The sequence below is a fragment of the Luteibacter sp. genome (genome assembly GCF_036499525.1).
Classification (GTDB): Bacteria; Pseudomonadota; Gammaproteobacteria; order Xanthomonadales; family Rhodanobacteraceae; genus Luteibacter.
In genome coordinates this window covers 12,517-35,232 of record NZ_DASYDO010000007.1, presented here as the reverse complement: position 1 = coordinate 35,232, position 22,716 = coordinate 12,517, and the positions used below count along the sequence as shown (strand labels likewise).

General features: G+C 66.9%; 26 protein-coding genes and 1 riboswitch. Of the genes, 5 read left to right on the top strand and 21 right to left on the bottom strand.

The features are described 5' to 3' along the window. Positions 1 to 6: 6 nt before the first annotated feature. Together VGM71_RS00750 and VGM71_RS00745 are read right to left on the bottom strand one after the other, a co-directional pair. A complete protein-coding gene (locus tag VGM71_RS00750; protein WP_331541845.1) occupies positions 7 to 1,110 on the bottom strand; it encodes an SLC13 family permease in 1,104 nt (367 codons plus the stop codon). 52 nt (positions 1,111 to 1,162) lie between these two features. After that, on the bottom strand, positions 1,163 to 1,939 hold the full coding sequence (locus tag VGM71_RS00745) for a GIN domain-containing protein (RefSeq protein WP_331541844.1): 777 nt from the start codon (positions 1,937 to 1,939) through the stop codon (positions 1,163 to 1,165). A 166-nt stretch (positions 1,940 to 2,105) separates the two neighbouring features. Between VGM71_RS00745 and VGM71_RS00740 the strand changes: the two genes are divergently transcribed. Then, a complete protein-coding gene (locus VGM71_RS00740; RefSeq protein WP_331541843.1) occupies positions 2,106 to 2,630 on the top strand; it encodes a hypothetical protein in 525 nt (174 codons plus the stop codon). A gap of 136 nt (positions 2,631 to 2,766) precedes the next feature. Here the strand turns inward: VGM71_RS00740 and mazG are convergent, their stop codons facing one another. Genes mazG through gspN form a run of 5 tightly spaced genes read right to left on the bottom strand, consistent with a single transcriptional unit; the run spans position 2,767 to position 6,482 of the window. Beyond that, entirely contained in the window at positions 2,767 to 3,558 is a 792-nt protein-coding gene (mazG, locus tag VGM71_RS00735) for a nucleoside triphosphate pyrophosphohydrolase (RefSeq protein WP_331541842.1), read from the bottom strand. Further along, the gene (gene cysQ, locus VGM71_RS00730) at positions 3,555 to 4,373 is read right to left on the bottom strand and encodes a 3'(2'),5'-bisphosphate nucleotidase CysQ (protein WP_331541841.1); all 819 of its coding nucleotides are present in this window, start codon (positions 4,371 to 4,373) and stop codon (positions 3,555 to 3,557) included. Before cysQ ends, mazG begins: the two co-directional genes overlap by 4 nt. Beyond that, positions 4,370 to 4,927: an ADP compounds hydrolase NudE gene (gene nudE, locus VGM71_RS00725; protein WP_331541840.1), complete on the bottom strand. Its 558-nt coding sequence runs from the start codon at positions 4,925 to 4,927 to the stop codon at positions 4,370 to 4,372. Before nudE ends, cysQ begins: the two co-directional genes overlap by 4 nt. Further along, positions 4,924 to 5,712: an inositol monophosphatase family protein gene (locus VGM71_RS00720; protein WP_331541839.1), complete on the bottom strand. Its 789-nt coding sequence runs from the start codon at positions 5,710 to 5,712 to the stop codon at positions 4,924 to 4,926. The genes nudE and VGM71_RS00720 overlap by 4 nt, the downstream gene beginning before the upstream one ends. Continuing rightward, positions 5,709 to 6,482, bottom strand: coding sequence for a type II secretion system protein N (gene gspN / locus VGM71_RS00715; RefSeq protein WP_331541838.1), 774 nt, complete (start codon positions 6,480 to 6,482; stop codon positions 5,709 to 5,711). Before gspN ends, VGM71_RS00720 begins: the two co-directional genes overlap by 4 nt. 36 nt (positions 6,483 to 6,518) lie before the next feature. On the opposite strand from gspN, the gene VGM71_RS00710 reads away from it, so the two are divergent. After that, positions 6,519 to 7,865, top strand: coding sequence for an adenosylmethionine--8-amino-7-oxononanoate transaminase (locus tag VGM71_RS00710; protein WP_331541837.1), 1,347 nt, complete (start codon positions 6,519 to 6,521; stop codon positions 7,863 to 7,865). Positions 7,866 to 7,871: 6 nt separating this feature from the next. Here VGM71_RS00710 and VGM71_RS00705 read toward each other — a convergent pair whose 3' ends face one another. Further along, a complete protein-coding gene (locus VGM71_RS00705) occupies positions 7,872 to 8,084 on the bottom strand; it encodes a hypothetical protein (RefSeq protein WP_331541836.1) in 213 nt (70 codons plus the stop codon). Between the two features lie 81 nt (positions 8,085 to 8,165). Here VGM71_RS00705 and VGM71_RS00700 point away from each other — a divergent pair, with 81 nt between their 5' ends. Continuing rightward, positions 8,166 to 8,900, top strand: coding sequence for a 16S rRNA (uracil(1498)-N(3))-methyltransferase (locus VGM71_RS00700; RefSeq protein ID WP_331541835.1), 735 nt, complete (start codon positions 8,166 to 8,168; stop codon positions 8,898 to 8,900). A 108-nt stretch (positions 8,901 to 9,008) separates the two neighbouring features. Here the strand turns inward: VGM71_RS00700 and VGM71_RS00695 are convergent, their stop codons facing one another. The 13 genes from VGM71_RS00695 to VGM71_RS00635 form a co-directional block, all read right to left on the bottom strand. After that, positions 9,009 to 9,977, bottom strand: coding sequence for an aldo/keto reductase (locus VGM71_RS00695; RefSeq protein WP_331541834.1), 969 nt, complete (start codon positions 9,975 to 9,977; stop codon positions 9,009 to 9,011). A 5-nt stretch (positions 9,978 to 9,982) separates the two neighbouring features. Beyond that, positions 9,983 to 10,486 carry a phosphatidylglycerophosphatase A gene (locus VGM71_RS00690; RefSeq protein WP_331541833.1) on the bottom strand — a complete coding sequence of 168 codons (504 nt, stop codon included), beginning with the start codon at positions 10,484 to 10,486 and terminating at the stop codon, positions 9,983 to 9,985. After that, entirely contained in the window at positions 10,483 to 11,436 is a 954-nt protein-coding gene (gene thiL, locus VGM71_RS00685) for a thiamine-phosphate kinase (protein WP_331541832.1), read from the bottom strand. The genes VGM71_RS00690 and thiL overlap by 4 nt, the downstream gene beginning before the upstream one ends. Before the next feature lie 44 nt (positions 11,437 to 11,480). Beyond that, a complete protein-coding gene (gene nusB / locus VGM71_RS00680) occupies positions 11,481 to 11,930 on the bottom strand; it encodes a transcription antitermination factor NusB (RefSeq protein ID WP_331541831.1) in 450 nt (149 codons plus the stop codon). Then, positions 11,927 to 12,394 (bottom strand): 6,7-dimethyl-8-ribityllumazine synthase, encoded by a 468-nt coding sequence (ribE, locus tag VGM71_RS00675; RefSeq protein WP_331541830.1) that lies wholly within the window; start codon positions 12,392 to 12,394, stop codon positions 11,927 to 11,929. The genes nusB and ribE overlap by 4 nt, the downstream gene beginning before the upstream one ends. A gap of 45 nt (positions 12,395 to 12,439) precedes the next feature. Then, positions 12,440 to 13,387: a muramoyltetrapeptide carboxypeptidase gene (ldcA, locus tag VGM71_RS00670; protein WP_331541829.1), complete on the bottom strand. Its 948-nt coding sequence runs from the start codon at positions 13,385 to 13,387 to the stop codon at positions 12,440 to 12,442. After that, positions 13,384 to 14,475, bottom strand: a complete 1,092-nt coding sequence (gene ribB, locus VGM71_RS00665; protein ID WP_331541827.1) for a 3,4-dihydroxy-2-butanone-4-phosphate synthase — start codon at positions 14,473 to 14,475, stop codon at positions 13,384 to 13,386. Before ribB ends, ldcA begins: the two co-directional genes overlap by 4 nt. Positions 14,476 to 14,488: 13 nt before the next feature. After that, complete coding sequence (locus VGM71_RS00660; RefSeq protein WP_331541826.1) at positions 14,489 to 15,130, bottom strand: riboflavin synthase; 642 nt, start codon at positions 15,128 to 15,130, stop codon at positions 14,489 to 14,491. Positions 15,131 to 15,251: 121 nt separating this feature from the next. Beyond that, positions 15,252 to 15,401: riboswitch (FMN riboswitch) on the bottom strand. Positions 15,402 to 15,567: 166 nt separating this feature from the next. Continuing rightward, on the bottom strand, positions 15,568 to 16,563 hold the full coding sequence (locus VGM71_RS00655) for a Gfo/Idh/MocA family oxidoreductase (protein ID WP_331541825.1): 996 nt from the start codon (positions 16,561 to 16,563) through the stop codon (positions 15,568 to 15,570). Continuing rightward, entirely contained in the window at positions 16,560 to 17,624 is a 1,065-nt protein-coding gene (ribD, locus tag VGM71_RS00650) for a bifunctional diaminohydroxyphosphoribosylaminopyrimidine deaminase/5-amino-6-(5-phosphoribosylamino)uracil reductase RibD (RefSeq protein WP_331541851.1), read from the bottom strand. Before ribD ends, VGM71_RS00655 begins: the two co-directional genes overlap by 4 nt. 38 nt (positions 17,625 to 17,662) lie before the next feature. Next, the gene (gene nrdR / locus VGM71_RS00645) at positions 17,663 to 18,178 is read right to left on the bottom strand and encodes a transcriptional regulator NrdR (RefSeq protein ID WP_331541824.1); all 516 of its coding nucleotides are present in this window, start codon (positions 18,176 to 18,178) and stop codon (positions 17,663 to 17,665) included. A 3-nt stretch (positions 18,179 to 18,181) separates the two neighbouring features. Continuing rightward, positions 18,182 to 19,438, bottom strand: coding sequence for a serine hydroxymethyltransferase (glyA, locus tag VGM71_RS00640; protein ID WP_331541823.1), 1,257 nt, complete (start codon positions 19,436 to 19,438; stop codon positions 18,182 to 18,184). Between the two features lie 78 nt (positions 19,439 to 19,516). Next, the gene (locus VGM71_RS00635) at positions 19,517 to 19,942 is read right to left on the bottom strand and encodes a hypothetical protein (protein WP_331541822.1); all 426 of its coding nucleotides are present in this window, start codon (positions 19,940 to 19,942) and stop codon (positions 19,517 to 19,519) included. A 285-nt stretch (positions 19,943 to 20,227) separates the two neighbouring features. On the opposite strand from VGM71_RS00635, the gene ettA reads away from it, so the two are divergent. Further along, the gene (gene ettA, locus VGM71_RS00630; protein ID WP_331541821.1) at positions 20,228 to 21,886 is read left to right on the top strand and encodes an energy-dependent translational throttle protein EttA; all 1,659 of its coding nucleotides are present in this window, start codon (positions 20,228 to 20,230) and stop codon (positions 21,884 to 21,886) included. Between the two features lie 5 nt (positions 21,887 to 21,891). Then, complete coding sequence (pyrF, locus tag VGM71_RS00625; protein WP_331541820.1) at positions 21,892 to 22,704, top strand: orotidine-5'-phosphate decarboxylase; 813 nt, start codon at positions 21,892 to 21,894, stop codon at positions 22,702 to 22,704. Positions 22,705 to 22,716: the final 12 nt, after the last annotated feature.

Here is a 22,716-nt window from a genome sequence, read left to right as displayed (position 1 = left end):
GCGCTCCTACAGCAGCAGCCAGCCGATCGCCCCGACCACTGCGAAGAACGGCAGGGACCACAGATGGAACGTGCCCCACGCCCCGCGCTCGCCGAGCAGCCGTAACGCGATGAGGTTCGCCAGCGAGCCCAGCACGAAACCGAACCCACCCACGTTCACGCCGAAGGCGATCGTGCGCCAGTCGTGCGAATACTCCGCCAGCAGGATCGCCGCCGGCACGTTGCTCACTGCCTGCGAGGCGAGAGCGCCCGCGGCATAAAGATGCGACGCCTGTGACAGGCCCAGCCCGCCGACTAGCGACTTCACCGTATCCAGCCCGGCCAGCAAGCGCAGGTCGACGAACATCAGCACGAAGGTAAGCAGCAGTCCCCAGTCGATACTCACCACGACGCGCCGGCGCAGGGTGAGGAACACGATCGCCACACCCAGGAGCCCCCATCCCGCGTAACCCAGGTCGGCGAGCAGGATGAAGGGAACATAGAGCAGCGCGGCGGCCAGCAGCATCGTGTGATCGACATGCGCCTCGATACGCTCATGCACTTCCAGCGACGTGGCAGGAAAGGCGAACGCGGTGAGTGCGAGCAAAAGGACCAGAGCCGCGGCGGAAAGCGGCAGCATCGCCCAGACGAACCCACCAAAACCATTGTTCCACTGCTGCCAGAGGAACAGGTTCTGCGGATTGCCGATGGGCGTGAGCATCGATCCCGCATTCACCGCCAGCGCTTCGAACACCACGATCCGCGTCGCGGGCATGCGCGCGATGCGGCACATGCGCAAGGTAAGCGGCACCACCACGAACAACGCCACGTCATTCGTCAGTAGCATCGAGAGAAGCGCCGTGGATGCCACGAGCCCGAGCGCGGCGACGCGGCGTGTCGACGTGCGATCGATCAGCCAGTGTCCCGCGACGTCGAGCGCACCGCTCGATTCCACCGCCTTGGTAAGCAGCAGCAGGCCGGCCAGTGCCGAGAGCGTCGGCCAGTCGACCAGCCCCGGCCATGCCGGAAGGCGCGACGGCATGGCGATCGCGAACAGGATCGCCATGCCGAGCAGCACGAGGAAGAAGACATCGCGACGCAACTGGCGCAGCGATCCGGGCAACCACGTCATCAAGATAGATCCCGCCGGTGAAGGCGGGATCATAACGGAAGGCTCTGTGGGTTCAGTCGTTGTCGCGCGGGACGTCGACCTTGCCGGTGATGCCGTGCTGGTGGACATCGCCGCTTCCGACCGTGCGCACGGTGAGATCGCCCTTCACGTTGTTCACGTTGAGGTCGCCCGAGCCGATCGTGCCGACCTGTACGTTGCCTTGGGCATCCTCGATGGTGGCGTCGCCCGAACCGACGGTGCCGATGCGTACCCGGCCCGCGCGCTTCGCACCGAAATCGCCGGAGCCGACGGTGTCGATGTCCACCTCGCCGGTGTCCTCGAGCTTGAGGTCGCCCGAGCCCACCGCGCCGCGCACGGCGCCCTTGATGTCGTGGGCCTCGAGGTCGCCCGATCCCACGTCGACGTCGAGCGAGGCCACGTTACGCACCTTCGCATCGCCGGAACCCACGTTGATCTTCACGGGAATATCCGCGGGGATCGTGGCCTCCACCTTCAGGTCGCTGTAGTGGCTGCCCCAACCGTTGAACCAGCCGTGGTCGCGCTGGTCCTTCAGTTCCACCACGAGGGTGTCGCCATCCCGCTGCTGGGTGACGACAAGGTTGTCCACGGTCTCCTGCTCGGAGGCGCAGGCCTTGCCGCGCACCGTACCCTTGCCGGCGGAGGCGCCACCAGACACGAGCAGGTCGTAGGCGTTCGTGATGAAGCGGACGTTATGGACGCCGCGAAGATCGAGGTCCAGGTTGCGGTCCGCGTGGAACTTGCACTGGACCTGGTCGGCCATGGCAGCCGCGGGCAACAGGAGCAGAGAGGCGAGGATGAGTTTGCGCATGGGGTCTCCCCTTCGGATGAGTACGATGACTGGTCATGGATGCGGGCCGGCCGCGAAAGGTTGCAGCCGCGTCTTCACGCGAAGCTGACCGGACGGCAACGAGCCCGTCAACCGGCACGGGGGCGGCACGTTTTTCCCCCTGCAACACCCACCCGGAGACCACCCTATGCAACGCAAGACCCTCCTCGCCAGTGCCGCTTCCCTCCTCCTCGCCGGCTCGGCCGCCTTCGCGTTCGCGCAGGATGCCTCGCCCAACGCCCCCAACGCCCCGGCAGCCCAGTCCAGCCAGACCCGTGACCACCAGGGCATGAAGTGGAATCGCGGCGACCGCGACCACGACCACGGCCGTGGGCAGCACGGCGGCTGGGGCCACCATGGCCGCGGTGGCATGCGCAACGCCGGCGTGATCGGCGACCTGCGTGCCCTCGAGCGTGTGTATGTGATGAACGGCCGCACCAAGGAACTGCCGGCGCTGTACAACGAAGTACTGGCCAAGTCGCAGAACCCGATGGTCCGCGATTACGCCTACCGTCACCTGGCCCGCGCGCAGATGCAGCCGCAGAACGTGGATGCGGCCATCTCCACGCTGCGCAAGAGCCTCGACGAGAGCCTCGCGCAGGACCAGAAGCGCCATGAGGAAATGCAGGCGTTCAAGCAGCGCATGCAGGAACGCGCCTCTGCGAAAAAATAAGCGACATGGCGGGGCCCTGAGGCCCCGCTTCCTTTCGTAGGAGCGCGCCCTGCGCGCGACAGCCTTTTGCCAGGCGCAGCAGGTCCTGCTGCGCCTGGCCTCAAAACATGTCGCGCGCAGGGCGCGCTCCTACGGATCAGATGCCTTCGCGCTTCACGCGGGTCCAGAGGGCTTCCTGGTCTTCCAGGGAATACGAGGACAGGTCGCGTCCCTCGGAAGCCGCGACCGCTTCCATCGCCCGGAAGCGCCGTTCGAATTTCGCATTCGCAGCACGTAGCGCCCGAGACACGTCCACCTTCGCATGTCGCGCCAGGTTCGCAGCGACGAACAGTACGTCGCCGATCTCGTCGGCCAGGCGTTCCTCGTCGGCGCCGTTGTCGAACTCGTGCCGTACTTCCTCCAGCTCCTCGGCCAGCTTGTCCAGGACGGGCCGGTGGTCGGGCCAGTCGAAGCCCACGTTCGCGGCGCGCTTCTGCAGTTTCACGGCACGCTGCCACTCGGGCAGGCCACGTGAAATGCCTGCGAGGGCACTGCTATCGGCTGAACCCTTCGCCGCACGCTCCTCGGCTTTCAGCCGATCCCAATCGCGCGACCGCGCCCCGTCGTTCGCATGTGTCATGTCGGCGAATACATGCGGATGCCGACGCAGCATCTTGTCGCAGATCGATGCCACGACATCGCCGAACGCGAAGTGTCCCGCCTCTTCCGCCATGCGCGCATGGAAGATCACCTGGAGCAGCAGGTCGCCCAGTTCGTCGCGCAAGTCGTGCATGTCGGCGCGATCGATGGCGTCGGCAACCTCGTAGGCTTCCTCGATCGTATACGGCGCGATGGTGGCGAAGCTCTGCTTCACGTCCCAGGGGCAACCGCTTTCCGGATCGCGCAGCCGCGCCATGATCGCGATGAGTTCCTCGACGTGCCGTGTCACGCGCCCTCCTCGGGGTCGATGAGCCGTGCGGGCCAGTCGATGGTGGTGTCGCCGCAGGCGATGAATTCGGGATTGATGAGCGAGTCGCGCGTGTTGTAGCGGAACGGCCGGCCGGCCAGGTCGAGCACGGCGCCGCCGGCTTCCTCGAGCACGCACTGAGCCGCTGCCGTGTCCCATTCCGAGGTGGCACCTAGGCGCAGGTAGATATCGGCGTCGCCGCGCGCGATCATGCAGAACTTCAGTGACGAACCCAGGGCGAAAGTTTCGTGCGGCCCGAGCCTATCCAGCAGTGCCATGGTGCGGCCCGTACCGTAAGAGCGGCTTCCTGTCACCATCAGCATACCGTCGGCAGGCCGTGTGGCGAGCCGTTCGCGTGCGGCATCCGGCGTGCGCTGGCGCCAGGCGCCCTCACCGGCTGCCGCGGCGTAAAGATCGCCGGTGACGGGCGCAAGCACCACGCCCAGCACGCTGCGATGATCTTCCACCAGCGAGATGTTCACGGTGAACTCGCCGTTGCGTTTCACGAACTCGCGGGTGCCGTCGAGAGGATCGACCAGCCAGTGGCGGCGCCATGTACGTCGGTCCGCCCAAGGCGCGGCGAGGGCCTCCTCCGAGATCACGGGGATACCCGGGGCGAGCGCGTGCAGGCCTTCCTGGATGACACGCTGCGCCGCGAGGTCGGCGGCGGTGACCGGCGAATCGTCGTCCTTGCACACTACCTCGAAATCCTGCGCGTAGACGGCAAGGATCGCCTGTGCCGCGCAACGCGCGATGGCGCAGACGGGGTCGAGCCACTGGCCGGGCGACACGGTCACGCGGGGCGGTAGCGGCCGGCGAGGTACTCGCGGGCCATGAACAGCGCCGCGATGGAGCGGCCTTCGGTAACGTCGTCGCGCACGAGCAGTTCGTGCAGCTTGTCCATCCGCCAGGGCACCACCTCCAGTTCTTCCGGTTCGTCACCTTGCAGGCGTTCCGGATAGAGGTCCTCCGCGAGAACCACATGCGCGAGGTGAGTCATGTACGAGGGCGAGAGCGAGAGCGTGCCGAGGATCTTCAGCTTGCGCGCGCCGTAACCCACTTCTTCCTTCAGCTCGCGGTTCGCGCCCTGCTCGGTGGTCTCGTCGCGGTCGAGGCGACCCTTGGGTACGCCGAGTTCGTAGCGGTCCACGCCCACGCCGTACTCACGCACCAGCAGTACCGTGTCCGGATCGCGCATCGCGACGATGAGCACGGCGCCGAAACCGCTGCCCTTCAGGCGTTGGTAGGTGCGTCGCTCGCCGTTGGAGAATTCCAAGTCCACCTCTTCCGCGCGGCGGAGAGGACTGTCCGGTGCATCGCGCGTGCCGAGGATCGTGGGGCGTTTGTTCATCGGTCGATTGTAGCGCCGCCGAGCCGGGCGAGCGCCTCGGCATGGATGGCGGGCGTGCCGGCGAGCACACTGCGCGTGTCCAGGCTGGGCGCGCGGCCGTCGAGGTCCGTGAACAGGCCGCCCGCTTCGCGCACGATCACGGCGAGCGCGGCAACGTCCAGGATGCTCACGTCGGATTCGATCACGAGGTCGAGGCCACCGCGGGCCAGCAGATGGTAATGGCAGAAATCGCCGTAGCCACGGATGCGGCTGCTGTCACGGATCATGCCGCCTAATGCATGCCAGCGCGCATCCATGGTCAGGCTCTTCACGTTGCCGGTGGAGATCGACGCATCGCGCATCGCCGCCGTCGGCGCCACGCGCACGGGCTCGCCGTCGAGGAACGCACCGCGACCGCGCACGGCCCACATGCGTTCGCCGTAGAGCGGTGCGGAGGACACGCCGAGTACGAGCTCGCCGCGATGCATGAGGGCGATCTGCGTGGAGAAGAACGGCGTGCGGCGGACGAAACTCTTCGTGCCGTCGAGCGGGTCCACCAACCAGAGGTACTCGCGCGAGGTGTCGTCGGCACCGTATTCCTCGCCATAGATGCCGGCTTCCGGCAACGCCTGGGCAAGAATGCCGCGGATCGCGAGTTCGGCTTCGCGATCGGCGACCGTGACCGGGGTGTCATCGCCCTTCACGATCACGTCCACGCCGGCACGCCAATAGTGCAGGATGATTTCAGCCGCCGCGCCGGCGGCGTCGCGCGCCGCGCCGAGCGCCTTGTCGAGAACGTCGGTCATGGCTCGATCCGGGGTGCGAGCCCCGCCTTGCGTTGCAGGTTGACGGAACCGTCGCGGCCCGGCGGGCCGAAACGTGCGATGAGATGAGAAAGCGCGCTGTCGGAAAGCCGCGGCACGAGCTTGCCCTCCATGCGCCAGCCCAGCGGCGAGGCGGCGAGCACGGCGTTCACCGCGAGCGAACCCTCGCCGTTATCGCTCAAAGTCGCCCGCAATACGCCACCGGCGCTGGCTGCCTTGAGGCCGAGCCCACCCAGGCCGATGTACCCCTCGGGCGTACGCAGGGCCGCCTTGCGCCAGGCGATCTCGGCGTCCAGGACCACCGGCCAGTTGCCCTGCAGCTCCGCGCGCGGAATACGGCCTTCCACCACGCCGGCGGGCACGAGGTCGGGTGGCAATCCCGCACCGGCAAGAGCCGCGGCATCCAGTCGAAAATCCACGCCGGACCAGGTCATGCGGTCGTCGACGCCACGTTCGAGATGTCCGTCGAAGCGCCCCGCACGTCCATCGAGGTGCAGGTCCAGGTTTGTGCGGCCGAGGATCGCGTCGCGGCCAAGCCGCCAGGTGGCCGTCCCCAGCTCGCGCCCGTCGACCAGCGCCACCCTGCCCGCGCGGCCGTTCCACAATGTTCCGGACAGGTCGTCAAGGACCAGGCCATGCGCGCGCTGCGCAAGCAGGGGCGCGGCCACGGACGCCGGGAGGAACCAGTAGAACAGGCCAGCCGCGGCAACCAGCAGGGCCACGGCCAGGGCGATCCAGCGGAACCACTTCAAACCATCACCTCATTCCAAGGGGGATATCATGGGCGGATGACCTCAGACGCTCTGGTCGCTCGCGACCTCTCCATCCTCTGGCACCCGTGCACGCAGATGCACGACCACGAAACCTTGCCCATGGTACCCGTCGTGCGCGGCGAAGGGGCGTGGCTGGTAGGAGCCGACGGCAAGCGCTACCTGGACGCCGTCAGCTCCTGGTGGACGAACCTCTTCGGTCACGCGGAACCGCGCATCGGCGCGGCGCTCAAGGACCAGCTCGACAAGCTCGAGCATGTGATCTTCGCCGGTTTCACCCACGAACCGGCGCTGGAGCTGGCCGAGGAACTGGTGCGCATCACGCCGCCTGGCCTCGAACGCGTGTTCCTGGCCGACAACGGTTCGGCGGCCATCGAAGTCGCGCTGAAGATGAGCTTTCACTACTGGCTGAATCGCGGCCACGGCGAAAAGACCCGTTTCATCGCCCTGACCGGCAGCTACCACGGCGAGACGCTGGGGGCGCTTTCCGTCAGCGACGTGGCGCTCTATCGCAAGACGTATGCGCCGTTACTGCTCACACCCGAGCTTGCGCCGTCGCCCGATACGTACGAGGGCGAGCCCGGCGAGTCGCCGAAAGACATTGCGGCGCGGCGCCTGGGCGAGATGCGCGCGATCCTCGATCGCCACGCGCACGAAACCTGCGCGGTGATCGTCGAGCCGCTGGTGCAGTGCGCGGGCGGCATGCGCATGTACGATCCCTCGTACCTCACGGGCCTGCGCACGCTCTGCGACGAGTTCCAGGTCCACCTCATCGCGGACGAGATTGCCGTGGGCTTCGGCCGCACCGGCACGCTGTTCGCCTGCGAGCAGGCCGGCATATCCCCGGACTTCATGTGCCTGTCCAAGGGCCTCACGGGGGGTTTCCTCCCGTTGTCCGCGGTACTCACGACGCAAGACGTCTACGCGGCTTTCTATGCCGAATACGCGTCGGGCAAGGCCTTTCTGCACTCGCATAGCTACACGGGCAATCCCCTCGCCTGCCGCGCCGCCACCGCCACGCTGAAGATCTTCCGCGACGATCCCGTGCTCGAGCGCAATCGCGTGCTCGCGGCACACATGGCTGCGCGCATCGCACCGCTGGCAGAGCATCGGCACGTGGCCGACGTGCGTCAGACGGGCATGATCGCAGCCATCGAGCTCGTCGCCGACAAGGCATCGCGCACGCCCTTCCCGTCCGCGGACCGGCGTGGTTTGCGCGTCTATCGTCACGGCCTGGAGCATGGCGCCCTGCTGCGCCCGCTGGGCAACATCGTTTATTTCATGCCGCCGTACGTGGTCACGGAGGAGGAGATCGATTTCATGGTCGACACCGCGATCGCGGGCATCGCGAAGGCCGTCGCCTAGGACACGCTAGAACCGCGAGATACCCACCGGCAGTTCGCCGAGCCGGGCCATCTCGCCCTCCGCGAACATGTCGGGACGGGTCTTTACGTCCGGCGCACCCAGGGCGGCACGGCTGTCGGCGATGCCAAGCGACGCGGCCAGCGGTTCCAGCGCTTCCGCCGTATCCGCGGCGCGGCCATGCGCCCATATCCATTCGAAGATAGCGCCCACGGTATCCAACGGGTCTCCCGCGGTGACGTCCGGACGATAGCGGCCCCGGCGCCTCGCTACAATGCACTTTCCGTGACACAGGGCTCATTCATGCGCACCATCCGCATCCACGTCGATATCCCCCTCGCCAGCGGCAGCGATGTCGTCCTGCCCGCCCAGGCCGGCGAGCACGTGGCCCGCGTGTTGCGGCTGGAGGCCGGCGCGCCGGTGGTGCTCTTCTCCGGACAGGACGGCATGGAGTACGAAGCCACGCTGGTCGGTGTCGGCAGGCGGGAAGTGGTGGCGTCGGTCGGCGCGGGCCGGGCGCCCGGCAACGAATCTCCCCTTGCCCTGACCCTGGCGCAAGGCGTGGCGCGCGGCGAGAAGATGGACCTCATCGTGCAGAAGGCCACCGAACTGGGTATCGCGCGCATCGTGCCAATCCTCACCGAACGCTCCGAAGTGAAGCTCGATCCGGCGCGTGCGGAGAAGCGACTGACGCACTGGCGCGCGGTGGCGGCGAGCGCGTGCGAGCAGTCCGGGCGTGCTCGGCTGCCGATGATCGAACCCACGGTATCGCTCACCGCGTGGCTGGGTTCGCTGGGCGAAGGCGGCCCGATGCGCCTCGCGCTGCTGCCCGAAGGCACGAAACGGCCGGGCGAACTCGCCCTCGCCGACGCGGCGATACTCGCGATCGGCCCGGAGGGCGGCTTCGGCGAACGCGACCGTGCCGCTCTTGCGAGCGCGGGCTTCACGGGCCTGAAGCTCGGGCCTCGCATTCTTCGGACGGAAACCGCGGGACTCGCGGCTATTGCGGCGCTGCAGGCGCTATACGGCGACGTGTAGGAGCTATACGGCGACGTGTAGGAGCGCGCCATGCGCGCGACAGGTTGTCGCGAGAAGCTCCAGGCCCTGTTGCTTGATCGCAAAAAACTGTCGCGCGTAAGCGCGCTTCTACAGGACGGCCGCGGCGATCTTGGCCATCACTAAATCATTCAGCAGCGGCACGGCGTCGAGTGCCTTCAGGTTTTCCTCGAGTTGCGCGACCTTGCTCGCGCCGAGGATCACCGTCGAGACGTTCGGATGCTTCAGGCACCAGGCCAGCGCGAGTCGCGACATCGGGATGCCGAGGTCGTCGGCGATCGGTGCCAGTGCGCGCACGCTCTTCAGGCGCGCGCCGTCGTTTTCCAGCAAGGCATCGCGCAACCACGCGTAGTCCGGATGACCAAGGCGCGAATCGTCCGGAACGCCGTTGTTGTACTTGCCGGTCAACAGGCCCGAGGCGAGAGGCGACCAGATCGTGGTGCCCATGCCGTAGCGGTCGTAGAGCGAAGCATATTCCTGTTCCACGCGCTCGCGATGCAGCAGGTTGTACTGCGGCTGCTCCATCGACGGCGCGATGAGGTTCCGCTCGCGCGCCACGCGATGGGCCTCCTCGATCGCATCGGCCGGCCATTCGCTCGTGCCCCAGTAAAGTACCTTGCCCTGGCGCACCAGCGTGTCCATCGCCTGCACCGTTTCTTCCACCGGCGTTTCCTCATCGGGCCGGTGGCAGAAATACATGTCGAGGTAATCGACGCGCAGCCGTTCGAGTGCCTGGTGGCAGGCATCGAACACGTGCTTGCGCGAAAGGCCCCGCTGGGTCGGGCGCGGATGCTCCGTCGCGCCAAAGTACACCTTGCTCGACACGCAGTACGCATCCCGCGGCAGGTGCAGGTCTGCGATCACGTCGCCCATCAGGCGCTCGGCGTCGCCGGCGTTGTAGGTTTCGGCGTTGTCGAAGAAATTGATGCCACGGTCGTACGCGAGCGCGATCAGTTCGCGCGCCGCGGAACGTCCCACCTGGCGTCCGAAGGTGACCCAGGCACCGTAGGACAGGGCGGAGATCTTGAGGCCGGTCGAGCCGAGGCGACGGTATTCCATGGGGATCACCTGGTGGATACATGGAGGATCAGGAACAGTACGATGGCGGCGAAGATGCCGGCGATGACGTCGTCGAGCATGACGCCGACCCCGCCCTTCACGCGGCGATCGAACCAGCCGATCGGCCATGGCTTCCAGACGTCGAACAGGCGGAACAGGACGAAGCCGCACACCACGGCCCACCACGGCGCCAGTAGCGCGGGAAGCAAGGCGATCCACTGGCCGACGAACTCGTCCCACACGATACTGCGGTGGTCGTCGAGGCCGAGAATGCGACCGGCTACGCCGCAGGCCCATACGCCGATCGCGAACGCGACGACGACGATGGCCAGCCACGCAGTAACCGAAAGGTCGCGCAGCAGCAGCCATGGCAGAAGCGCCGCCAGCGAGCCGAACGTGCCCTGCGCCTTCGGCGTCAGACCGGAACCGAGCCCGCACGCCAGCCAGCCGGCCGGGGAAGCGAGAAGCCGGCGGCGGTCGGCCGGATCGAGGACATATTTCGTGCTCATGCGGCGAAGTGATTCCAGCCGGCGCGTGCCGGCTCGTAGACGTTGCCGTTCCCGTCGAACACGCGCACGCCTGACCCATCGACGATGCGTCCCACGCGCGTGGCGCCGCAGCCCAGGCGGGCCATCGTCGCCCCGACCTCGCCCGCGCGGTCGGCGGGAACGGTGAAGCAGAGTTCGTAATCGTCGCCGCCACCCAGCGCGAAATCCAGTGCGTCGGCATCGGCGAAGTGCGTGAGCAGCGCGGAGGATCGCGGCAGCATCGCCGCATCGATGTCGGCACCGACGCCGCTTGCCGCGCAGATATGGCCCAGGTCGGCGACGAGACCATCCGAGACGTCGATACAGGCGGTGGCGATGCCACGCAACGCCTGCCCAGCCGATACACGCGGCGTGGGGCGGTTCAACCGCTCGACCAGCCCGGCATAGGGCAAGGCATCGGATTCGGCGAGGCAGCGCAGGCCAGCCGCGGCATCGCCCAGCGTCCCGGTGACCATCACCACGTCGCCCACCCGGGCGCCCGAGCGCAACAGCGCTTCGCCGGGCGCGCTGAATCCGTGCACGACCACCGTCACCGTCAGTGGTCCGCGGGTGGTATCGCCACCGACGAGCGCGAGGCGGTACGGCGTGGCGAGTTCCGCGAAGCCGCGCGCCAGCCCGTCGAAGAAGGCCTCGTCGCCGTCGGGGGTGGTCAGGGCCAGAAGCGCCCACGCCGGGGTAGCGCCCATGGCGGCGAGGTCGGAGAGATTGACGGCCAGGGCTTTCCAGCCGATATCGACCGGTGTCGTGTCCACCGGGAAATGCACGCCCTCGACGAGCGTGTCCACGGCAATGGCGAGTTCGCGGCCGGCGGGCACCGCGACCACGGCGGCGTCGTCGCCGATGCCCTCGACGACGTCGTCGCGATTGACCTCGGTATGCCGGCGGATCCGTTCGATCAGATCGAATTCCATGCGTTTCCCTTCAGGAGAGCGCGCGGGAATCGCGGCGCCGGGGGTCAGGATCGCTTTTCGGCCGTACGCCAATGCGTCGCGAGTTTGTCGAGCACGCCGTTCACATAACTATGCCCGTGGTCGGCGCCGAAACGCTTGGTGGCCTCCACCGCCTCGTTGATGACAACGCGGTAAGGCACGTCCGGGCGGTATTTCAGTTCGTAGGCGCCCATGCGCAGCGCGGAGAGTTCGATCGGATCGATCTGCATCACTTCGCGGTCGACGAACGGCTTGATGCCGTTATCGAGTTCCTTCACGTGCTGCTCGACGCCACGCAGGATGTCCTCGAAATACTCGAGATCGGCCACTTCCATGTCCTGCTCGTGGCGAAACTGCTCGATGACAGCGGCCATCTTGCTACCGCCGACCTGCCACGCGTACAGCGCTTGCAGGGCGCGGCGACGGGCGCGTGAGCGCGCGGCAAGATCGAGGCCGTGCGGAGGCGTGGGGCTCATCGGTCGAGTGTCGCGTAGAGGTTGGCCATCTCGATGGCGACCATGGCCGCGTCGGCGCCCTTGTTGCCGGCCTTGGTGCCCGCTCGCTCGATGGCCTGCTCGATGCTGTCGGTGGTCAGCACGCCGAAGCACACCGGCACGCCTGAAGCGTAGGCGGCCTGCCCAAGACCCTTGGCAGCTTCGCCGGCGACGTAATCGAAATGCGGTGTGGAACCGCGGATGACCGCGCCCAGGCCGATGACGGCGGCGTAGCCGCCCGAGCCGGCGACCTTGTGGGCCGCCTGCGCGATTTCCCAGGCGCCGGGAACGCGGATCAGGTCGATCGCGTCGTCGGCCACGCCGTGACGGCGCAGTGTGTCGCGCGCGCCTTCCACCAGCGGTTCGACGACGAACGCGTTGAAGCGCCCCGCGACGATGGCGAAGCGGCCCTTGGGAGTGGCGAAATCGCCTTCGATGATCTTCATGCTCGGAAAGTCCTGTGACGGTCGGCCGCCGCGCGGCCGGTCATTTTACGGGGTTTTCGGTCTGGGGTGACCGCTGAAACGTAACGTGGCCTTGCCGGAAGCGACCGCGAGCCGGGCCGGGGCGCCGAACGGCAGGGTGAGCTTGGCCGGCCCATGGCCGAACGGCAGTCCGCGGACCACGGGGATGCCCGCGGCCTCGGCGATGCGGTCGAGAACCACGTCAACCTCGTAGCCGTTGTCGTAAGCGGAGACGCGATAACCCGTGAAGTCGCCCACGAGGAGCGCCTTCTGGGTGCCGAGCACGCCGGCGTGGAGCAGGTGGTAAAGCATGCGTTCCACCCGGTAAGGCGGTTCCGCGATGTCCTCGACGAAGAGCAGGCCGCCCTCGATCCGGGGGAAATACGGTGAGCCCGCCAGGCCGCCGAGCATGGCGAGGTTGCCGCCCCAGAGGATGCCCTCGGCGGCCAGTTCCGTCGCTTCGGGTGTGGCCCATTCGGCCTGGACCTCCTCGTTGGAGAGGGTGTGCCAGAAATGGTCCCAGGTGAGGGCATCCAGCTCCGCGGCGCCGAAGTCGGCACCGAGCATGGGGCCGCCGTAGGTCACGAGGCCGCTCTTCGCGTACAGGCCACATTGCAGCGCGGTGAAGTCGCTGTGGCCGACCAGCGCGACAGGCGCGCCGGTCAGGCGCGCCTGCAGGCCCGCATAATCGATCATCGGCAGGAGCGGATGCGCACCGTATCCGCCACGAATCGCCAGGGCGATGTCGGGCAGCGGATGCGATGTGTCGGCGAGGGCATTGATGTCGGCCACGCGTTCCGCGTCCGTACCGGCGAAGCGCAGGTCGCGGCGCTCGAGCACCTCCTTGCCGCTCACGCGATGCCCCGCTGCCTCCAGCCGCGCGATGCCGCGCTGCATGGCTTCGGGAGTATGCGGATAACCGGAAGGAGCGATCAGGCGGATGTCGTAACCAGAAGGTACGCCGTGCGTTGTCATCCTGTTTGTTCCACCACCTCGAGGCCGAAGCCTGCGATGCCGACGAACTTGCGTGGCGTGCCCAGCACGCGCAGGCGGGTCACACCGAGGTCGGCGAGGATCTGCGCACCGAGGCCGAGCTGGCGCCACTCCTGGTCGTCCTTTGGTGCCGGCATCGGCGCGGTGTCGCGCCTGAGCCGGGCAAGCAACGCGTCGGGCGTGTCTTCGCCGGACAACACCAGGAGCACACCGCGGTCCTCCGCGTCGATCCGGCGCAGGGCGTCGGTCACGGTCTGGCCAAGGTCGTCGCGCTTCAGGTGGAGCACGTCGGACAAGGTGTTGCGCACGTGCACGCGGGTCAGCACCGGCAGGCCATCGTCGACAGTCCCGCGAACCAATGCGATGTGCAGGCCGTTGCGGATCGCATCGCGGAACGCGACCAGGTTGAAGCGTCCGAATTCGGTATCCACGGCTTCCTCGTGGACGCGCGTTACCGTCTTCTCCGTTTCCATGCGGTAGCGGATGAGGTCGGCGATGGTGCCGATCTTCAGTCCGTGCTTCGCCGCAAAGACTTCCAGCTCCGGGCGGCGGGCCATGGAGCCGTCGTCATGCAGGATCTCGATCAGCACCGACGACGGTTCGAGGCCGGCCAGGGCGGCGAGGTCGCAACCCGCCTCCGTGTGTCCCGCCCGGGTGAGCACGCCGCCCGGCTGGGCCGTGAGCGGAAAAACGTGTCCCGGCATCGTGATGTCGCCGGGGCTCGCGTTCTTCGCGACGGCCACCTGCACCGTGCGTGCGCGGTCGTGCGCCGAAATACCGGTGGTGACGCCTTCGGCCGCCTCGATCGAGACGGTGAAGTTGGTATGGAACGGCGAGTTATTGTCGCTGACCATCGGCTTCAGGCCGAGCTGGCGCGTGCGCTGCTCGGTGAGCGTGAGGCACAACAGCCCCCGCGCTTCGCGAACCATGAAGTTCACGTCTTCCGGCCGCACCTTCTCCGCGGCCATGACGATATCGCCTTCGTTCTCGCGGTCTTCATCGTCGAGGATCACGACCATGCGCCCGTTGCGCAGGTCATCGAGGATCTCGGGAATGGTATTGAATGGCATGTGTCCGCTCCTCTCAGGCGAAGCCGTGCTGCTTCAGGAAGGCCTCGTCGAGGCGCGGACTGTCGCCGCTGGCGAGCAGGCGTTCGACGTAGCGGGCCACGACGTCCACCTCGATGTTCACGGCGTCGCCGGGGCGGCGTGCCTTGAATGCCGTGTGTTCCACCGTATGCGGGATAAGGTTCACCCCGAAACGATGCCCTTCCACTTCGTTGACCGTGAGGCTGGTGCCGTCGATGCAGACCGAGCCCTTGTGCGCGATATAGCGCGCCAGCCCGGCGGAGACCTCGAAGGTCCAGCGCAGCGATCGGCCATCGGGCATGACGGACACGACCTTGCCGGTGCCGTCCACGTGGCCGGAGACGAGGTGGCCGCCCAGGCGGTCGGCAAGGCGCAGGGCCTTTTCGAGGTTCACAGGATCGCCCTGCTTGTGCTTGCCGAGGGTAGTGTGCGAGAGGGTTTCGTTGGAGACGTCAGCGGCGAAACTGGCGGTGTCGAAGTCGATCACTGTCAGGCAGACGCCGGAAACGGCGATGCTGTCGCCAAGGGAGACGTCGGCCATGTCGAGGCCCGCGGTGTCGACGACGAGGCGCACATCGCCGCCACGCGGTTCGAGCCGCGCGACGCGGCCGACGGACTGGATGATGCCCGTGAACATATCAACGACCTCCCTGGCCGAACGCAGGCTGTTGCTGGTTTTTCATGGTCGTTTCCCGCAATGGTGAGCGAAAAACGCCCCAAGGCATGGCATCGCCGCGCACCCAAAGGGGAACGAACGAAGCCGTCTTCTTTCATCCGGACTGTGACCGTCGGCTCCGGCATTCGACCGGATCTGCTGACCTCCCGGCGTGACCGGGAGCGCTCGCGGACTCGTTCCCTTGCGGGAACCTACCGCCGGTGGGGAGTTTCGCCCCGCCCTGAAGACGCTGTGGAGGGCCGGTCTCCCGGAGGAGGCCAGCACGCGCAGGATACCACGGCCGCGACCGGGCTCCGTAGGAGCGCGCCCTGCGCGCGACATGTTTTGTGGCCGAGCCTGCAAGCTGGCGCGTGAGCTCGTGGACCGGAGCGAAGGGTTGCCGCGCGCAGGGCGCGCCCCTACAGGAAACGGTCCCGGGTATTCAGCACCTGGTCCATCACCCAGCTGGTGCGGGCACCGGTGCGCGCCGTCGACGGGCAATATCCCTTCCCCGTCAGCTCCGCCACGATGGTCTCGATCAGGGGCTGCTGGATGTGCTCCGGATTGGCGATGCGGATGTCCTCGCGGCGGGCGCCCGCCTCGAGGAGGATCGGGCCGTCGCCGAAGGTGGCGAACACCAGGCGGCCACGGTCACCCACGATTTCCACGCGGTCCTCGCGGCGGTCCGCGCCAAAGTTCCACAGGCCGGTACCGAGCACGCCGCTTTCGAAACGGAAGGCCATGGCCACGGTGTCTTCCGCCGGATAAGCGTTCATCTGGCTGGTGCTCATCCCTTGTACGTCAGCGAAGGGGCCGAGCAGGAAATCCAGGATGTCCAGCGTGTGACAGCCGATGTCGACGAAGATGCCGCCGCCGGATACCTCCGGACGCACGGTCCACGGCAGGTTCGCGGGATCGCCGTAGCGCGCCTCGAACGGATGATGCAGCAGGACTGAGGCGATGCGCGGCGTACCGATCGCGCCTTCGGCGAGAAGCGCCGCGATGCGACGGAAACGCGGCAGCATCCGCCGGTAATACGCGACGAACACCGGCACACCCGCGGCTTCGGCAGCGGCGATGATGTCCTGGCATTCGCCGTGGTTCATCGCCATCGGTTTCTCGACGTACACGGGCTTGCCGGCGGCGATGGCCATGAGAGAAAACTCGCGATGGCTGGACGGTGGCGTGGCGACGTAGACCGCGTCAACTTCCGTATCGGCGATCAGCGCGGAGGCATCGTCGTACCAGCGCGGTACGCCGTGCCGCTGCGCGTAGTCGCGGGCCTTGTCGCCATCGCGGCGCATCACGGCCACCAGCGAAGAATCGGCCACCCTGGAAAACGCGGGGCCGCTCTTCACTTCGGTCACGGCGCCGCAGCCGACGATGCCCCAGCGGACGTGAGCCAGCGGCTTCATGCCACCGGGCGCAACTGCAGCCGGGTGTCGTCGCCGACCTGGCGGCGGTCGACCGTCTCGAGTTTCCAGCGCGAAGCCATGTCGTCGAGCGGCGGCAGGTGAAGCATCGGGCGCGCGCTGTCCCCGAGCAGGACCGGCGCGATGTAGACGAGCAGTTCGTCGGCGAGGCCGGCGCCAAGCAACGCGCCGCACAGCGCGGGGCCGGCCTCGACGTGCACTTCGTTGACGTCCCGCAACGCCAGCCAGTGCAGCGCCGCATGCAGATCGATGCCGCCCGCATCGCCGCGGCGGATGGCGGCGCGCGGCACGTCCACGAGGTGGGCGGGAACCTCGGCGTCCGGCGCGTGCAGCAGCAAGGTGGGAGCGGCGGCATCCAGCACGTTCGCGCCCGCCGGTGTGCGCAGCGTCGTATCGACGATGGCGCGCACCGGCGGCACGAATCGCCCCTCACCGGGCAGCCGCACGGTGAGATGCGGATCGTCGGCCAGCACGGTGCCACTGGCGGAAAGAATGGCGGACGCGCGTGCACGCCAGTGCTGCACGTCGGCACGCGCGGCTTCGCCGGTGATCCACTTCGACGAGCCGTTGGCGAGCGCGGTCCGTCCATCGAGGCTCATCGCGATCTTCACCCGCACCCATGGCCGGCCGCGCTGGATGCGGCTGAAAAAACCGATATTGATGTCGTGCGCCGCTTCGCGCATCAGCCCGACCTGGACGCCGATGCCGGCGGCGCGCAGTTTCTCGATGCCTGCGCCGGCCACCTTGTCGAACGGGTCTTCGTGCGCGATGACCACGCGCCCCACCCCGGCGGCGATCAGCGCATCCGCGCAGGGTGGCGTGCGCCCGTAGTGGGCGCAGGGCTCCAAGGTGACGTAGGCTGTCGCACCGCGCGCGGCGTCACCCGCTTCGCGCAATGCGAAGACTTCCGCATGCGGCTCGCCGGCACGCTGGTGCCAACCGGTACCGAGCACGGTATCGCCGCGCGCGATGACGCAGCCGACACGCGGATTGGGTTGGGTGGTGTGCAGACCCTTTTCGGCGAGGCGCAACGCACGCGCCATGTGGACGTGGTCCATGGCCGGAAAGAACGGCCGCGACATCAGGGCTTGCGCCCGCGCCGGGCTGCCTCGAGCAGCGGCAGTTGCAAGCCTTCCAGCGACGGCAGGTCACGCTCCAGCTTCTCGATTTCTTCGCGAAACGCGTGCACGTCCTCGAAGCGGCGATAGACCGAGGCGAAACGCACGTAGGCCACCTGATCGAGCTTCTTGAGCTCGCGCATCACCAGTTCGCCGACCTGGCGCGACGGCACTTCGCGCTCCCCACTGCGGCGAAGGTCGTTGATGACGGCGCGCATGGAGGCATCCACCGCGTCGCTCGCCACGGGGCGTTTCTGCAGCGCGCGCTCGAAACTCACGCGCAGCTTGTGGTCGTCGAATGGCTCGCGGCGATCGCCCGACTTCACGATCGCCGGGAGCTTGAGTTCAGCGGTTTCGAAAGTGTTGAAGCGCTCGCCGCACTGCGGGCACTCGCGACGGCGGCGCACCGTGCCCCCGTCCTCGGTAAGGCGGGAGTCGATGACTCGTGTGTCTTCGTGCTGGCAGAACGGACAGTGCATCGATCAGCCATAGACCGGGAACGTCGCGCACTGCGCGGTGACCTTCTCACGCACGGCGGCGATCACGGCCTCGTCGGCCGGTGCGTCGAGCACGTCGCAGATCCACTGCGTAAGCTCCACCGTCGCCGCTTCGGTGTAGCCGCGGGTGGTGATGGCAGGCGTGCCGACGCGCAGGCCGGAGGTGACGAAGGGCGAGCGAGGATCGTTCGGCACGGCGTTCTTGTTCACCGTGATGTGCGCCTTGCCGAGTGCGGCTTCCGCATCCTTGCCGGTGACTTCGCGGCCGATCAGGTCGATCAGCATGAGGTGGTTTTCGGTGCCGCCGGACACGACCTTGTAGCCGCGCTCGATGAGCGTTTTCGCCATGGCCTTGGCGTTCTTCACCACCTGCCGCTGGTATTCGGTAAATGACGGCTCCAGCGCTTCCTTAAATGCCACCGCCTTGGCGGCGATGACGTGCATCAGCGGACCACCCTGGATGCCGGGGAACACGATGGACTGCAGCTTCTTCTCGAGTTCCTCGCCCAGGCCCTTGGCAACGATGATGCCGCCGCGCGGACCGCGCAGGGTCTTGTGGGTGGTGGAAGTAACGACGTGGGCATGATCGATCGGGCTCGGATAGACGCCCGCCGCCACGAGGCCGGCGACATGGGCCATGTCGACGAAGAGGTACGCGCCTACTTTATCGGCGATGGCCCGGAAACGCGCCCAGTCGAGCACTTGCGAATAAGCCGAAAAACCAGCCACGACCATCTTCGGCTTGTGCTCCAGCGCAAGCTTCTCGACCTCGTCGTAGTTCACCAGACCGGTATCCGGATCGATGCCGTACTGCACCGCGTTGAAGATCTTTCCCGAGAGGTTCACCTTGGCGCCGTGCGTGAGATGGCCACCGTGGGCCAGGCTCATGCCGAGGATGGTGTCGCCCGGCTGCAATAGCGCGAAGTACACGGCCTGGTTCGCCTGCGAGCCGGAATGCGGCTGCACGTTGGCATAGTCGGCGCCGAACAGCTTCTTCAGACGCGAGATGGCCAGCTTCTCGGCGATGTCAACGTACTCGCAGCCACCGTAGTAGCGCTTGCCGGGATAACCCTCGGCGTACTTGTTCGTGAGCGAGGACCCCTGGGCTTCCATGACGCGCGGGCTGGCGTAGTTCTCCGAGGCGATCAGCTCGACGTGATCTTCCTGGCGACGGGACTCGTCGGCGATGGCCTTGGCGAGTTCGTCGTCGTAGCCGGCGATCGTTGCATCCTTCGGGAACATCTCGACCTCGTGGAATGGGGGGTAGGAAGACCGAAAGTGTAGCGCCCATCGGGGTTTGCGGCCACTGACGAGCCCGCGTCAGGGCACGGGCGGCTTGTAATGCATGCTGTCCCGTACCAGAAGGGGGTTGCCCACGGGGCAGCCGCCGCAGGAGCGGACGATCCCATACCGGCGGCCCTTAATGGTGTCGTACCACATGTAGGTCGGGCGCTCCGGGAGGAGCCTGTTCTCGCGCCCGGCCTGATCGGAGGCGACACCGAATAACCTGGAGATCCTGTCGCGTACCGGCGGCAGCGACCGGCTGTTGAACTCTCCTTCAAGCGTGCGCGGTGCCGTGGGCTCGACGCGAGGCCGCAAGGCCGTTTGCCAGTCCCGGACCGATCCGTGATAGACCGCGATGTTCAGGTCCGGGCCAGAGATCGCCGCGGCCGGCGCGGATGCCACGGCCAAGGCAAGGACAAGGCTATGTGCCGCACGTCTGGCGGCTTCTTTCGCGAGCGGCATGACGCCTTCCTTTGGCACTGCGGGACCGCAGGCTAACCCAGGGCCTGCCGGCCCAACCGGCCTGCAGGACGGCGGGGGCGGGGGCTGACGCGCATCTAGGACGATTCCGACATCCCTACCCGTCAAGCCGGGGGATCCAGAGGCTAGCCGCGAACCCTGCGCGGTGCTGTCGAACCCTGTGGGGCGCCATCGCCACGCGAATGGTGCCGCCGGGAACCCGCTATAATTGGCTTTTGCCCAGCGGCGCCCCTGGCGTCGACGGCGTGCCCAATCGACGGAGCGTCCATGCAGTACATCTACACCATGAACGGGGTGAGCAAGATCGTCCCCCCGAAGCGCCAGATCATCAAGGACATCTCGCTGTCGTTCTTCCCCGGCGCCAAGATCGGCCTGCTGGGCATCAACGGCGCGGGCAAGTCGACGGTTTTGCGGATCATGGCCGGCGTCGACAAGGACTTCCAGGGCGAAGCACGCGCCAATCCCGGCACCAAGATCGGTTACCTCGCGCAGGAGCCGGACCTCGACCCCGAGAAGACGGTCCGTGAAGCCGTCGAGGAAGGCGTGTCCGAGGTCCTCGACGCCCAGAAGCGCCTGGAAGAGGTCTATGCCGCCTACGCCGAGGAAGGCGCTGACTTCGACAAGCTCGCGAAGGAGCAGGAAGCCCTTGAGGGCATCCTCGCCACGAACGATGCCCATGCGCTGGAGCGCCAACTCGAAGTGGCCGCCGATGCACTGCGCCTGCCGCCCTGGGACGCGAAGATCGGCCCCCTCTCCGGTGGCGAGAAGCGCCGCGTGGCGCTCTGCCGCCTGCTGCTGTCCAAGCCGGACATGTTGCTGCTCGACGAGCCCACCAACCACCTGGACGCCGAATCGGTCGACTGGCTGGAAACCTTCCTGCACGACTATCCGGGCACGGTCGTCGCGGTCACCCATGACCGCTACTTCCTCGACAACGCGGCCGAGTGGATCCTCGAACTCGACCGCGGCCGCGGCATTCCCTGGAAGGGCAACTACACCGAGTGGCTTGAGCAGAAGGACCAGCGCCTGTCTCAGGAAGCCAACCAGGAAAAGTCGCGCCAGAAGGCGATCAAGAAGGAGCTCGAGTGGGTGCGTTCCGCGGCCAAGGGCCGTCAGTCGAAGGGCAAGGCCCGCCTGAACCGTTTCGAGGAACTGAACTCCGTCGAGTACCAGCGCCGCAACGAAACGAACGAGATCTTCATCCCGCCGGGCGAGCGCCTGGGCCAGGAAGTCATCGAGTTCAAGAACGTCACCAAGTCGTTCGGCGACCGCGTGCTGATCGAAGACCTTTCGTTCAAGATTCCGCCCGGCGCGATCGTCGGCGTCATCGGTCCGAACGGCGCCGGCAAGTCCACCATGATGAAAATGATCATGGGCAAGGAAACACCGGACACCGGTGAGGTGAAGCTCGGCCACACGGTCAAGCTGGCCTACGTCGACCAGTCGCGCGACGCGCTCGATCCGAAGAACAACGTGTGGCAGGAAGTGTCCGGCGGTTCGGACATCCTCGCCATCGGCAACTTCGAGATCCAGTCACGTGCCTACATCGGCCGCTTCAACTTCAAGGGCACAGACCAGCAGAAGATCGTGGGCCAGCTCTCCGGCGGTGAGCGCGGCCGCCTGCATATGGCGAAGACCCTGCTGCAGGGCGGCAACGTGCTGCTGCTCGACGAACCGTCGAACGACCTCGACGTGGAAACGCTGCGCGCGCTCGAAGACGCGCTGCTGGAATTCCCGGGCTGCGCGGTTGTCATCTCGCATGATCGCTGGTTCCTCGACCGCATCGCCACGCACATCATCGCGTTCGAAGGCGATTCGCACGTCGAGTTCTTCCCGGGCAACTACAACGAGTACGAAGCCGACAAGAAACGCCGCCTCGGCGACGATGCGGGCCCGAAGCGCGTGAAATACAAAAAGCTGGTCTGACACCCATGACTTTCATGACCTCCCTCGGGGACGCCTGGCGCCGCAACGACTCGCTCGTGTGCGTCGGCCTCGATCCGGAGCCCGGCAGGTTGCCCGCCGGGCTCTCCGGCAACGAAGGCGTCTTCGCCTTCTGCCGCGACATCGTGGACGCCACCGCTGGACAGGTCTGCGCGTTCAAGCCCCAGATCGCCCACTTCGCGGCGCAGCGTGCCGAAGACGTGCTGGAGCGCCTGATCGCGTATATCCACGACCGGCACCCCGGCATTCCAGTGATCCTCGATGCCAAGCGCGGTGACATCGGCTCCACCGCGAAGCATTATGCCTCCGAAGCCTTCGATCGCTATGGCGCCGATGCCGTCACCCTCAATCCGTACCTGGGCCACGACTCCGTCGCGCCCTTCCTCGAACGCGCCGACAAGGGCGTCATCCTGCTGTGCCGGACGTCCAATCCCGGCGGCAAGGATTTCCAAGCCCTGGACTGCGGCGGCCAGCCACTCTATCTGCGCGTGGCGGAAACCATCGCCCGCGAGTGGAACGGAAACGGCAACTGCGCCCTCGTGACGGGCGCGACCTGGCCGGAAGAGCTTGGTCGCGTGCGCGCCGTCGTCGGCGGCATGCCCTTGCTCGTGCCCGGCATCGGTGCCCAGGGTGGCGACGTGGCGGCGGTGATGAAAAACGGCCGGACCAGTGATGGTACCGGTCTCATGATTTCCTCCTCGCGCGCGATCCTTTACGCTGGTTCAGGCTCGGATTTTGCCGACTTAGCACATCGCGCGGCGGAAGAAATGAGAAAATTGACCAATTCCTTCCGACATTGAGCCGGAAAAATT

Coding starts and splice junctions, on each gene's coding strand:
- VGM71_RS00750 (WP_331541845.1), bottom strand. CDS start 1,110: ATGACGTGGTTGCCCGGATCGCTGCGCCAGTTGCGTCGCGATGTCTTC.
- VGM71_RS00745 (WP_331541844.1), bottom strand. CDS start 1,939: ATGCGCAAACTCATCCTCGCCTCTCTGCTCCTGTTGCCCGCGGCTGCC.
- VGM71_RS00740 (WP_331541843.1), top strand. CDS start 2,106: ATGCAACGCAAGACCCTCCTCGCCAGTGCCGCTTCCCTCCTCCTCGCC.
- nudE (WP_331541840.1), bottom strand. CDS start 4,927: ATGAACAAACGCCCCACGATCCTCGGCACGCGCGATGCACCGGACAGT.
- VGM71_RS00720 (WP_331541839.1), bottom strand. CDS start 5,712: ATGACCGACGTTCTCGACAAGGCGCTCGGCGCGGCGCGCGACGCCGCC.
- VGM71_RS00710 (WP_331541837.1), top strand. CDS start 6,519: ATGACCTCAGACGCTCTGGTCGCTCGCGACCTCTCCATCCTCTGGCAC.
- VGM71_RS00700 (WP_331541835.1), top strand. CDS start 8,166: ATGCGCACCATCCGCATCCACGTCGATATCCCCCTCGCCAGCGGCAGC.
- VGM71_RS00695 (WP_331541834.1), bottom strand. CDS start 9,977: ATGGAATACCGTCGCCTCGGCTCGACCGGCCTCAAGATCTCCGCCCTG.
- VGM71_RS00690 (WP_331541833.1), bottom strand. CDS start 10,486: ATGAGCACGAAATATGTCCTCGATCCGGCCGACCGCCGCCGGCTTCTC.
- thiL (WP_331541832.1), bottom strand. CDS start 11,436: ATGGAATTCGATCTGATCGAACGGATCCGCCGGCATACCGAGGTCAAT.
- nusB (WP_331541831.1), bottom strand. CDS start 11,930: ATGAGCCCCACGCCTCCGCACGGCCTCGATCTTGCCGCGCGCTCACGC.
- ribE (WP_331541830.1), bottom strand. CDS start 12,394: ATGAAGATCATCGAAGGCGATTTCGCCACTCCCAAGGGCCGCTTCGCC.
- ldcA (WP_331541829.1), bottom strand. CDS start 13,387: ATGACAACGCACGGCGTACCTTCTGGTTACGACATCCGCCTGATCGCT.
- ribB (WP_331541827.1), bottom strand. CDS start 14,475: ATGCCATTCAATACCATTCCCGAGATCCTCGATGACCTGCGCAACGGG.
- VGM71_RS00660 (WP_331541826.1), bottom strand. CDS start 15,130: ATGTTCACGGGCATCATCCAGTCCGTCGGCCGCGTCGCGCGGCTCGAA.
- VGM71_RS00655 (WP_331541825.1), bottom strand. CDS start 16,563: ATGAAGCCGCTGGCTCACGTCCGCTGGGGCATCGTCGGCTGCGGCGCC.
- ribD (WP_331541851.1), bottom strand. CDS start 17,624: ATGGCGCGTGCGTTGCGCCTCGCCGAAAAGGGTCTGCACACCACCCAA.
- nrdR (WP_331541824.1), bottom strand. CDS start 18,178: ATGCACTGTCCGTTCTGCCAGCACGAAGACACACGAGTCATCGACTCC.
- glyA (WP_331541823.1), bottom strand. CDS start 19,438: ATGTTCCCGAAGGATGCAACGATCGCCGGCTACGACGACGAACTCGCC.
- VGM71_RS00635 (WP_331541822.1), bottom strand. CDS start 19,942: ATGCCGCTCGCGAAAGAAGCCGCCAGACGTGCGGCACATAGCCTTGTC.
- ettA (WP_331541821.1), top strand. CDS start 20,228: ATGCAGTACATCTACACCATGAACGGGGTGAGCAAGATCGTCCCCCCG.
- pyrF (WP_331541820.1), top strand. CDS start 21,892: ATGACTTTCATGACCTCCCTCGGGGACGCCTGGCGCCGCAACGACTCG.